This is a genomic window from Methylobacterium sp. J-026, assembly GCF_022829585.1.
Taxonomy (GTDB): domain Bacteria; phylum Pseudomonadota; class Alphaproteobacteria; order Rhizobiales; family Beijerinckiaceae; genus Methylobacterium.
Map to the genome: position 1 here is coordinate 1 of NZ_JAKSYC010000130.1, position 10,034 is coordinate 10,034.

The following is a 10,034-nucleotide window of genomic DNA, read 5'->3' on the forward strand; positions in this document are numbered from 1 at the left end:
TCGTTGACCACCGTGATGTGCTCACCGACGTGGAGTGCGACGTCCCCCGGCCCGAAACGTTTGCCCTTCTGCGATACGATGTGATCCGCATCCGGCAGGCTCGCGATGGCGCCACCGACTACAGCCAATGAAGCTATAGTACCGAGCAAGATCGCTCGCGGCAACTTTCGGTTGTAATATCGCATTTGTACTACCCGAGATCAGATATAGCCTTTCTTGTATCCTGAATTCACTCTTGTTAATGACATCCCAAAATACCTGAAGTTTTACGCTTATGACGAGGTTGTGATCGCGCGCCGTTCAGGCGGCCGCGGTGCCAGGCGAGGGGGGGGGCTCGAGAAGGATCAAATCCCACTCGACACCCGCTCCACCGCTCGCCATCTTGAGCGCATGGACGCCGGCCTGACCCTCGGGAAGCTCATCGGGCCGATCGCCGCTGTGCTGTGTCTTGCGGCGATCCCGGCCAGGGCTGAACCCGTGTCCATAGCCGAGGCCGGTAGCGCGCAGACCCAGATGCAGACGAAGGCCCTGGCCGCGATCAACGCCTATGCCAAGCTCGTCTATCTGGATCAGAGTTGGGTGAGCTACTGCTGGACCGAGACCAACAAGCAGGCCGAGCACGCTACAGATGGCTCAATCCCGTTCGGCTTGTCCTATCGTGGCATCGAGCGCAGCACCCTCGACATGACGATGGAGATCAAGGGTGCGTGGATAAAGAACCGAACCATCCTGTGCCTAGCTCAGGCCAAAGGGGATCTAGCCCGGGCCTCGGAGGCGGCAAACGCTGACAGCGGCAGCAAGGCTCGTTAACCGTCCTACGCCACCATACCCTCAGCGATCGGCTTCGGCCGCGCGCCGGCAGAGCAGCACTGGGGGGTCTCGTCTCACAACGCCCAGGTGCGGCCTCGCCGGCGCAGTCGCCTTACTCCATGCAGCCTGTCACGCGGCCCGACCGCCCCGCGGCAGCATCGAATAGAACCGGTTCGCGTCGAACAGCTTGCGCGCCTGCTGGAGGCTGATCGGCTGCGTGTCCAGGAAACCCGGTTTCTTGTCCTTATCGCTCGGCTGTCCCTGAGCCTGCTTCTTCTGGCTACCCGCAACGCCCTGCAGCGCCTTGGCGATGTCGCCGTAGGAGCCGCCCTGCTGCTGCCCCTGATCCTGCGACCCGTCTAACGCGATCGGCTGCCCCGAGAGGGAGGCCACGTCCGGCGAGGAAGAAACCTGCCCCGGAACGGCAGAACCCTGCCCGACGACACCACCGAGGCCGAACCCGCCCTGCTGCGCTGTCGAGCCCATCGAGGCGCCCCGAGGTGCGGACGTCGCCGGCAGAGCCTGGCCGCTCCCGAGGCTGTTGGCGTAGGCCTGCGTCGTGGCGAGCCGGGCTGCGTTCTCGCCGCCGGGCTGGTCGTACCCCTGAAACTTCCAGGCCTGCGCCATCAGGCGATTAGCCTCCTGCGGGCTCTGCGCGTTCTGCAGGGCCTGCGTGAGCTGGGGGTTCTCCTGCAGCAGGAAGTTGGCCTGCGCCGACGCGGGGTCGGACGCGCCAGCCGTGAAATCCTTCATGTTGGCGAGGCGGTCGGCCCGCCACGACAGGATCCCGCCGGACGTGCCCGGCGCCCCGCTCTGGCTCGGGTCGGACCACGATCCGGTGATGTTCGAGGGAGAATAGCCGCTCTCGTGTTGGGCGTAAGCCGCGACCGCGCCCAGGCCGTTGGGATTGGTCAGGCCGCCCTGCTGCAGCGTCGAGATGAACCGGCCGCGGATGTCGTTGGGGTCCGGCGTCGCCGCCTCGGCGCTGTTGGGGCCGAGCGCCGAGATCAGGCTGGCGCCCGTGGCCGCCGCATTCGGGTTCAGGATCGGCGTAGGCGTCCCGGTAGGTGGCGTCGGCGGCGTGTAGCCCGTGAAGCCCGGCGGGGTGGCCTGCGGCACGCTCGGATCCTGTGCCGACGCCGGGACAGTCTGCCCTAGCCCGAGCAGGCCGAGGCCCGTCGCGGTTGGATCATCCTGCGCGAAGGTGGGAAGGCTACCGAAGCCGCCGCTCATGGCGTGGCCCTTTCCTGCGCGAGAAATTGGCCGTGGGCGGACGCGAAGCTTTGGCCGCTAGCAAGCCACAGTTTTGCTGCACGGCCGTCCTGAGCCTCCGCTGGCGATCCTGGCGGCTATCGACAGAATGGCAAGGTGGGGCCATCTTCATACGATGCCCCGCTGGCTCGAAGTCACACTCACCATCGCCCTGTTCACGATGCTCATGGGCATCGCGAGCATCGTTGTGAACGCAACGGTACCGACCGTGCATGCTTGGTTGATTGACCACATCGGCCAAGCAGGGTTCTGGGCCTTCTTCGTGGCGCTCTGGATCACAGGCGGCGTGCTCCTCTACCGCGAGAAGGCGGGCAAAGCAGGGAAGGCGGTCGGCAGGTAGGGCCCAGCCCGATCTGCCTGAGAGATCGCCGCTGCCTGCGCTCCGATCCGAGCCGCGTTCCCGACCGCCCCGACCTGCTGCATCATCTGGCCGCGCCGCTGGATGGCTGTGAGCAGAGCGTCGAGCTGATCGCCCGGAGCCATCGTCACGGCACGGGCGAGCTGTTGGTTGCGGGCGATGTCGGCTTGCCGCCCGGCGGAACTGGCTGCCAGCTTGAGGCCGCCCATGGCCGCCTTGCTCGCCAGAGCCCCCGCGCCCGCTCCAGCGCCACCCACCAGGGTCGCGACACCCGGCAGCACGTCGGTGGCGCCCGCCGACACCTCGCGCGGGGCGATGTCCCGGGCCGAAGCCGCGCGCTGGGCCGTCTGGCCGGCATCGAACTCGCGGGTGCCGATGTTGTTCTGCGTGCTCTGCTGCATCGCGGACAGCGCGCTCTGGGCCTTCTGCAGGCCGAGGTTCGAATTAAACTCGCCGCCCGACATGACCTGACCGAGCACGCCCGCCTGGGCGGCGTTCTGCGCTTGGGCCACACCAAGCCTGAAACACCAGCACGTCGCCGCGGTATGCGCGAACCGTCGAGTCCGCCTTGCTCGCACGCTGATAGGCGCAGACGATCGCGGCCGTCTCGACTGGGAGGCGCTGGCTATCGTCGGGCAGCAGGATGGCGGGCGACTGGCTCACATCGAAACTTTCGAGAATGACCCTTATCGAAAGTTACAGCACGACGCAGGTGCGCAGTCACGCGATTGCGTGTTCACATAGTCACATAATCACGGACGCACAGCCGCACCCGAATTCGTGGCCCGGCCGACACGGCGCCGGCCGAACTCGCGTGATCACCCGATCGCGCGCTTGTGCGGCTGCGCAATCATGTGACCACGTAGCTGCATGCGCATCCTCTCTCTCGCCAGTCAGAAGGGCGGCAGCGGCAAGAGCACCCTTGCCGGCTCGCTCGCCGTCGCCGCCCGCCAGTCCGGCGAGCGCGTGATCGTCGTCGACTTAGATCCGCAAGGATCGCTCGCCGAGTGGGGGCGCCAGCGCGAGGCCAAGGACATCGTCTTCCGCGAGGTCCAGCCGAACGCCCTGGTCCGGTGGGTGGCCGAGACCCGCAAGGTGGCCGCCGTCTCCCTGGTCATCATCGACACGGCCGGTACGTTTGGCCCCGAGGTCGACGCGGCGCTCAAGCAGTCCGATTTCATCCTCGTTCCGGTTCGGCCATCGGCGCTCGACCTGCGTGCTGCCCGGCCGACCGTCGACCGCATCGAAGCGCTGAAGCGCCGGTTCGGCTTTGTCCTAAACGCGACCAACCCGGTTACGCAGGGCCGGACCGCCGATGCCCTCGCCGCCCTAGAGGCTGGCGGCATCGTCGCCCCGCCGGTCGCGGACCGGACCGACTTCCGGGATGCGGCCGCGTCGGGGCTCGGCGTGACCGAGATCAACCCGGCGGGGAAGGCGGCCGCCGAGATCGTTGCCCTGTGGGAATGGACCAAGGCCCAGATGGAGAGCGCCGCGTGAGCAAGCCCCCGGTCCCGAAGCTCTCGCAGCAAGGTATCTTCAGCAAGCCACATAATCATACGACTACGCAGTCACCTGATGATGCGCCTGCGCAGTTGCGTGACGATGAGATCCCGGGCGGCAAGGGGCAGGGCAGGGCGGCAAGGGGCACGCGCGAGGGAGACGTCCACCGCAGCCTCTACGCCAAGCCCGAGACCTTCGACCTGATCCGCCGCCTGGCGTTCGAGAGGAACACGACGGCTCAGGCTCTCTACCGCGAGGGGCTGCTGCTCATGCTGCAGAAACACGGGCACGCCGCCGGCAAGGACGGCGAGGACATCTAACCGGATAACCGCGCGATCATGTATTTATGTGATTATGCGGTTATGTTCAGTTTCAGATGGGACACTTTGGTCAAGCCCATCATGCATGCCCGTGCTGGTGGTGCAGGTCGGGGTAATGCGGATGAGTGTGCTTCAACGGCTCGTGCCGATGCCAGTGTGAATGCGGCTCCGTCACCGGCCCATCGTGATGATGCTGGTGGTGCTCGTCGTGAACGTGGACGTGCTCATGCTCCAGCGCCTCATGAACATGCTCGTGCTCGTGTCGCTCTGCGAGGTGTAGCCATAGGCCCACCCCCATCAGCAGCCCGGCCACGACAAGCTACATGGTCACCGGCTCGCGTAGTAGAGCCACGGCGATCACCGCTCCGATGAAAGGCGCAAGGGAGAAGTAGGCGCCGGTGCGCGCCGCCCCGAGGTGGCGCAGGGCCAGCATGAACAGGACAAGGCTCACCCCGACGCCGAGGAAGCCGACCACGGCAGCCGCCCCGATCACCGTCACGGGTGGCACAGCCGCACCAAGTACCAGCGCCAACACGACGTTGACGCTGCCCGCCACCAACCCCTTGATGGTGGCCGTCACCACCGGATCGGCCAAGGACAGCTTGCGCGTCAGGTTGTTGTCGATACCCCAGGCCAGACAGGCCGCGGCGATGAAGGCCGCACCGACATCAAGGCGCACACCCCCGCCATTCCACGACAGCGCAGCGGCACCTGCAAGGATGGCGAATGCGCCGAGCAATAGCCGCCGATCAACGTTCTCCCGGAACACCACCCAGGCGATGAGCATGGTCGCCAGCCCTTCGAGGTTGAGCAGCAGGGACCCGGAAGCCGCCGAGGTGTGCGACAGTCCCAGCATCAGCAGGAGCGGTCCAGCGAGGCCGCCGAACAGCACTACTGCCACCAGCCACGGCAGATCGTGTCGGCGCAGAGGAGCCTCGGGGGCTGGAACGCCGAGGGCCGCCCGGCCACCATGCACGGCAGCCAGACCAATGCCCGCGCCCAGGTAGAGCAACCCTGCCAGTAGCTGCGGCGACATCTCGCCGAGCAGCAGCTTTGCGAGCGGCGCAGAAGCACCGAACAGGACCGCCGATGCGAGGGCCAGCGGTACGCCGGGCCACAGGTGGGAATGAGGATCCTTCATGCTCCGAACTTAACAGATGGAAGCCGCATCTGCTGATCGCACTCGTCTGCAATCCTATGTAAACAATCGACTATGTGATTGCGTATTCATGCAACTACATGTTCGCACACCAGCCGCGGACGCGGTTGGGGTTGCGCGCGAGGCCGGGATGCAGCCCTACGGTTGGTCCCGGCCTGTTGCATCGGGCTCGCTTACAGACCCTTCTGGCAAGGATCTGGTTGCGCATCTCACGTCCGATCCTTCGGCTCAGATGCCGGCATACCAAGCGTAGCCCTGGTCCTCCCAGTAGCCGCCCTTGCCCTCGCCGATATGGGCGAAGCTTTCCACGACCTCGACGCGCATGACGTACTTGGCCTGCTTGTATCCGAGGTTGCGCTCAAGCCGCAGGCGCAAGGGCGCGCCGTTCGCGACCGGCAGGGGCTGCCCGTTCATCTCGTAAGCTAGGATTGTCTGCGGGTGAAAGGCGTCCACGAGGTCGATGCTCTCGTAGTACCGGACCGGCGACCCGCCGCTGGCCGCGGTGTCTTCCGACGCCTGCTGGCCGCCCGAGTCCTTCTTGCTCTCGCCACCGCCCGACTGCTTGGCCATGTTCGGGTTGGCATTGCCGGCAGGCGCCTCCTCTTGCGAACCGCTGTCATCTGTGGCGCCGTCGTCCTCACCATCGTCATCGCCACCCAGGTCCATGGTGTCGGCGCAGTGGAACATGACGAAGCGCGCCTCGGGCCTCAGCTTGGCCCGGGTCAAAAGGTCGGCGAGCGGCACCCCGGTCCACTTGCCGATGGCACTCCACCCCTCGACGCAATCGTGCCGGGTGACCTGGGTGCGGGCGGGAAGCGTGCGGAGCTCGGCCAGGGACAGCCTGAAGGGCGCCTCCACGAGGCCGCCGACCTCCAGGTGGTACTTGGCGAATTTGCCCTTCGCCAGGGCCTTGTAGCCCTTGTCCGGCGGGTCCTCGGTTCCGTTCGGCTTGAACACCGGCGAGATGTCGGCTTCGGCAAATTCCGGAGCCAACGTCCGCTCGGTCAAAAGCAGGCGCTGAACGAACAGGTTGGCGTCCTCGCCCGTCTTCAGCGTGCGCTTGAACCATTCCGCGTTGCCCAGGCGGTCGCACCCGCCGAGCATAGCCGTCGCAGCCGCGGCGGAAGCCCCCGTCAGGAGGACGCGTCGGCTCAGAAAGCGGCTCATGCCCGGGTCTTCCCGGTAACGGGTGCCGGCTCGACCTTGCGGTCGATCACGAACCAGCCGGTGAGCATGCCACGCATATTGTTCCAGAAGCCCGAGAGCAGAACCAGGGCGACGTGAACGACCACGAACAGGACCAGCAAGGCCGCCATGACGAAGTGGACAGTGCGGGCTGACTGCCGTCCGTCGAACAGGGTCAGCAGGAACGGGAACGCGGCGTCCATGGCCGGCGACATCGCCAGGCCCGCTAGCACCTGCACGGGCAGGAGTACGAACAGCACGAGGGCGTAGGTGAGCTTCTGGATGACGTTGTAGCGCTTGGCTTCATCCCCTTGCGGGAAGCGCAGCGTCAGGTGCTCCCATATCGAAGCACCGAAGTGCCGGATCTGGTCGCGCTGCGGAACGACGCGGAAGCGCAGCTGCCCGCTGCGCAGACCGTAGAACAGGTACAGGGTGCCGTTCAGGACGAAGGCCCAGGCGAAGAAGAAGTGCCAGCTCCGGCCGCCGGTGAGGTCCTGGTCGCTCGGCAGGGTCAGCCAGGACGGGAAGCCAAGATCCGCGGGCTCGCCGTCGGCTCCAGCGGAGGAGCCGAGCCAGCCGGTCGTGTCGAAGGCGCGACCCAGCACCGTGGTCACGCCCTTGGGCGGGTCGTCCTCGGTCGAGGACATCGCCAGCAGTGGCGCGTCGAAGGTCGATGCCTTGCCCCAGTAAAGGGCTGGATGCGCGTTGAAGATCTGCAAACCGCTCATCAGCAGGACGAGCAGGCAGAGCGCGTTGGCCCAATGGGTGGCCCGGATCACGGCGGGGTGCCGGAACATCCAGCGTCGTGTCTCGACCTCGCCAGTGTCGGGCGCCGAGCGTGTCAGGTAGGTTCGAGGCAAACGGACTCCCTCAGAGCGGTCTTTGACAAGGGTGGAGGCCCCTGGATTGGGACCTCCGGAAGCGCAGAGCGCCTCAAAATCACATGCCGTGCTTCATCATCATGCGCTTCTTCATCATGCGCTTCCGCATCATGCGCTTCTTCATCATCATTCGGTCGCCGTGCATCATCCGGACTTGCGTGATGCCAGCATCAGACTGGAGGCCATTAACAGACATCGGCGCAGCCGATGCGGATCCTGCACCGAGGGCAAAGCCGCCAAACAGCACGGCGACGAGCGCGAGTGTCATATTTTTCATCTAAAATCTCCCAGATAGGGCGGATATCCCACCCGAACCTACGGAGAAGCCCCGGTATCCCACCTAAGTTCCTAAATAAAATCATCTTTTCGATCTGTACATCGTAGTAAAACTGAGCAAAACAGCTCTGTACGAACGGCGATCCGAATAAGTTTCAAACGAGGAGTCAAATTTATAGCGGGCTTATGGAAGCATCATTTGACGTGATTTTATTGCGCAGCTTCTAATTTGCATCAGAGGTGAGCTTGACCATTGCTGATCTCTCTAGAACGACCTGTGCTCTGTAGGGGTTGGAGGCTAAGGCTTTAATGACGTGGGGAGAGAGCTTAGAAGTGGTTACACCTTCGCATCTATCTCACGCCGCCGCATATTGCCGACCGCTCGCGCCCCGGCTGCTGTTGCATAAGAGTAGGACGATTGCTCCAATCGCTGGCCGTCAACCGACGTAATGATCCATCGGAAGCATCCCGCATGGGCGGTGCAGGGCACTACGCTCACAGGAGTGGACCGAGAGGTAAGGTACGACACCGGGAGCAGATGATTACGAGTCATCTGCCCTTTACGAGGGGCGAGACGATCGAGTTTCAGATCTGGTGCCGTGACTGGAGGTACGCCAACGGGATGACAATCGGCGAGGCAGGCTCGACCCCGCCGCCCGATCCGATAACAGGCTGGCCGGGCGAGCCGTGATGATATGGCCGCCCGGCCGATCCGCCTAGATCCACGTTTTCATCCAGCAGCCTTCTCTGTAGATCTGCCGTCGATGGCTGAGAAATATTCTTGGTGGGTTCGCGCCAAGCTGGCGGCGACCGCACTACTCTTGATGCTCGCGCTTCTGATCGTCGTGGCACGACGGATCGCGCGTCTTCTGTCATCAGGGGAACTGAACCAGCACTTGCTACGGTGATTGTCCCAATGAGATGAGCCTAATCATCGTCATCGCCACCTCCGCCGGTGGCCTCGGTCCGCTCATGCGGATCGTCGAGGCGCTGCCCAGCACGTGTCGCGCCTCCGTGTTCATCGTCCAGCACATCGGGGCGCATCGAAGCTGCCTCCCTGACATCCTCGCCCGGCGTGGCAATCTTCCGGTAGCCTTCGCGCGACATGGGGAGGTGATCGAGCGTGGCCATGTCTACGTTGCGCCGCCCGACCACCACATGCGGTTGCGCTTCGGTGCGATCCGTCTGGATCAGGGGATCAAGGTCCACTTCGTACGCCCGGCCGCCGATCCCCTGTTCATCTCAGCGGCCGAAACCTACGGCGAGCGCGTCGTCGGGGTCGTGCTCAGCGGCGCGAACAATGACGGCGCCGAGGGGATGCGGGCGATCACGGCGCATGGTGGCCTTGGCTTGGTCCAGGACCTGGAAGAGGCCGAACATCCCGAGATGCCCTCAGCGGCGGTGAGGCGCGATCACCCTGAGGCACCCCTTACGAGCGACCGGCTCGCTGAGCGCGTTGCTGCTCTCTGTGTTGGTCGCTGAGCTTCAAAAAGCCGATGGCTCTGGCATAGGGTGAGCTACCCGGCCGAGTCAGTGGCCTTAGAAGGACGCCCCACGAAGCACGGTGCCCGCAACGACATCCCCGCCACGGTGACGGCGATCAAGCGCGGGGGCGTGATGGCTTAAGTCGAGGTCGAACTGGTCGGCACGACCGACCGGATGTCCTCGGTGATGACGATCGATTGGGTGGAGGCGTTGGGCCTCAAGGAGAGCGACACCGTCCACGTTCTCGCCAAGGCTGTGAACGTCCTGCTCGTGAAGCCCTGAGGCAATCGCGAGAAATCCTATCCCAGGATCGCATGTGGCGCTGACATGGGCTGTACACGTGATAAATCGGCAGCCGTTTTGAAACAGGTGCTGCCGCCTGGAAGAGCCATGCGCTTCCGCCTGCAACGCGAGGCGACGCCACGATGGCTTCGAAGCTTCCCCACGCCCTCTATCCGCTCATTTGCAAGCTGGAGAGCGTCAGCCGCCTCTCCGATAAGGAGCGGCATGCGATCGAGAGCCTGCCGGTCCGGGTGCGGACCCTGCCGGCCCGACAGGACATCGTGCGGGAGGGCGACCTCGCGACCCAGTGCTGTGTCATCCTGGAAGGCTGGGCCTACCGCTACAAGTTCCTGAGCGAGGGACGGCGCCAGATCTTCTCGTTCCACATCGCGGGCGACACCCCGGATTTGCAGAGCCTGCACATCCCACTGATGGACCACAACCTCGGGACGATGACCCGGGCAACAGTCGCGTTCATCCCGCACGAGAGCATGCACGATCTCACG

Annotated in this window: 12 protein-coding genes and 1 pseudogene; 7 read left to right on the forward strand and 6 right to left on the reverse strand. The window is 64.6% G+C overall.

Features of this window, described 5'->3' with window-relative positions:
* Nucleotides 1-216: 216 nt before the first annotated feature.
* Nucleotides 217-810, forward strand: a complete 594-nt coding sequence (locus tag MKK69_RS12845; RefSeq protein ID WP_243968277.1) for a hypothetical protein — start codon at nucleotides 217-219, stop codon at nucleotides 808-810.
* A 129-nt stretch (nucleotides 811-939) separates the two neighbouring features.
* On the opposite strand, the gene MKK69_RS12850 is transcribed toward MKK69_RS12845, so the two are convergent.
* Nucleotides 940-2,043, reverse strand: a complete 1,104-nt coding sequence (locus tag MKK69_RS12850) for a hypothetical protein (protein ID WP_243968278.1) — start codon at nucleotides 2,041-2,043, stop codon at nucleotides 940-942.
* Nucleotides 2,044-2,197: 154 nt separating this feature from the next.
* Between MKK69_RS12850 and MKK69_RS12855 the strand changes: the two genes are divergently transcribed.
* Complete coding sequence (locus MKK69_RS12855; RefSeq protein WP_243968280.1) at nucleotides 2,198-2,422, forward strand: hypothetical protein; 225 nt, start codon at nucleotides 2,198-2,200, stop codon at nucleotides 2,420-2,422.
* On the opposite strand, the gene MKK69_RS12860 is transcribed toward MKK69_RS12855, so the two are convergent.
* A complete protein-coding gene (locus tag MKK69_RS12860) occupies nucleotides 2,377-2,952 on the reverse strand; it encodes a hypothetical protein (protein ID WP_243968282.1) in 576 nt (191 codons plus the stop codon). The two genes, MKK69_RS12855 and MKK69_RS12860, sit on opposite strands and share 46 nt — an antisense overlap.
* 358 nt (nucleotides 2,953-3,310) lie before the next feature.
* On the opposite strand from MKK69_RS12860, the gene MKK69_RS12865 reads away from it, so the two are divergent.
* Both MKK69_RS12865 and MKK69_RS12870 read left to right on the forward strand, forming a co-directional pair.
* Nucleotides 3,311-3,937, forward strand: a complete 627-nt coding sequence (locus tag MKK69_RS12865; protein ID WP_243968284.1) for a ParA family protein — start codon at nucleotides 3,311-3,313, stop codon at nucleotides 3,935-3,937.
* On the forward strand, nucleotides 3,934-4,260 hold the full coding sequence (locus MKK69_RS12870; protein ID WP_243968286.1) for a hypothetical protein: 327 nt from the start codon (nucleotides 3,934-3,936) through the stop codon (nucleotides 4,258-4,260). Before MKK69_RS12865 ends, MKK69_RS12870 begins: the two co-directional genes overlap by 4 nt.
* A 79-nt stretch (nucleotides 4,261-4,339) precedes the next feature.
* Here the strand turns inward: MKK69_RS12870 and MKK69_RS12875 are convergent.
* The 4 genes and pseudogenes from MKK69_RS12875 to MKK69_RS12890 all read right to left on the reverse strand — a co-directional run bounded on the left by MKK69_RS12875 (nucleotide 4,340) and on the right by MKK69_RS12890 (nucleotide 7,762).
* A pseudogene (locus tag MKK69_RS12875) lies at nucleotides 4,340-5,401 on the reverse strand (DMT family transporter).
* Between the two features lie 246 nt (nucleotides 5,402-5,647).
* Nucleotides 5,648-6,586 carry a molybdopterin-dependent oxidoreductase gene (locus MKK69_RS12880; RefSeq protein ID WP_243968287.1) on the reverse strand — a complete coding sequence of 313 codons (939 nt, stop codon included), beginning with the start codon at nucleotides 6,584-6,586 and terminating at the stop codon, nucleotides 5,648-5,650.
* On the reverse strand, nucleotides 6,583-7,464 hold the full coding sequence (locus MKK69_RS12885; protein ID WP_243968288.1) for a cytochrome b/b6 domain-containing protein: 882 nt from the start codon (nucleotides 7,462-7,464) through the stop codon (nucleotides 6,583-6,585). The genes MKK69_RS12880 and MKK69_RS12885 overlap by 4 nt, the downstream gene beginning before the upstream one ends.
* Nucleotides 7,465-7,543: 79 nt before the next feature.
* Nucleotides 7,544-7,762 (reverse strand): hypothetical protein, encoded by a 219-nt coding sequence (locus MKK69_RS12890; protein ID WP_243968289.1) that lies wholly within the window; start codon nucleotides 7,760-7,762, stop codon nucleotides 7,544-7,546.
* Between the two features lie 694 nt (nucleotides 7,763-8,456).
* Between MKK69_RS12890 and MKK69_RS12895 the strand changes: the two genes are divergently transcribed.
* The 3 genes from MKK69_RS12895 to MKK69_RS12905 all read left to right on the forward strand — a co-directional run.
* The gene (locus MKK69_RS12895) at nucleotides 8,457-8,669 is read left to right on the forward strand and encodes a hypothetical protein (protein WP_243968290.1); all 213 of its coding nucleotides are present in this window, start codon (nucleotides 8,457-8,459) and stop codon (nucleotides 8,667-8,669) included.
* A gap of 13 nt (nucleotides 8,670-8,682) precedes the next feature.
* On the forward strand, nucleotides 8,683-9,243 hold the full coding sequence (locus MKK69_RS12900) for a chemotaxis protein CheB (protein WP_279598357.1): 561 nt from the start codon (nucleotides 8,683-8,685) through the stop codon (nucleotides 9,241-9,243).
* Nucleotides 9,244-9,671: 428 nt separating this feature from the next.
* A partial coding sequence (locus tag MKK69_RS12905) for a Crp/Fnr family transcriptional regulator (RefSeq protein ID WP_243968292.1) occupies nucleotides 9,672-10,034 on the forward strand: 363 nt, incomplete at its 3' end.

Excerpts from the sequence above, each read along its gene's own strand:
- MKK69_RS12895 (WP_243968290.1), top strand. The coding sequence starts at position 8,457 with ATGGCCGCCCGGCCGATCCGCCTAGATCCACGTTTTCATCCAGCAGCC.
- MKK69_RS12850 (WP_243968278.1), bottom strand. The coding sequence starts at position 2,043 with ATGAGCGGCGGCTTCGGTAGCCTTCCCACCTTCGCGCAGGATGATCCA.
- MKK69_RS12880 (WP_243968287.1), bottom strand. The coding sequence starts at position 6,586 with ATGAGCCGCTTTCTGAGCCGACGCGTCCTCCTGACGGGGGCTTCCGCC.
- MKK69_RS12900 (WP_279598357.1), top strand. The coding sequence starts at position 8,683 with ATGAGCCTAATCATCGTCATCGCCACCTCCGCCGGTGGCCTCGGTCCG.
- MKK69_RS12890 (WP_243968289.1), bottom strand. The coding sequence starts at position 7,762 with ATGAAAAATATGACACTCGCGCTCGTCGCCGTGCTGTTTGGCGGCTTT.
- MKK69_RS12865 (WP_243968284.1), top strand. The coding sequence starts at position 3,311 with ATGCGCATCCTCTCTCTCGCCAGTCAGAAGGGCGGCAGCGGCAAGAGC.
- MKK69_RS12855 (WP_243968280.1), top strand. The coding sequence starts at position 2,198 with ATGCCCCGCTGGCTCGAAGTCACACTCACCATCGCCCTGTTCACGATG.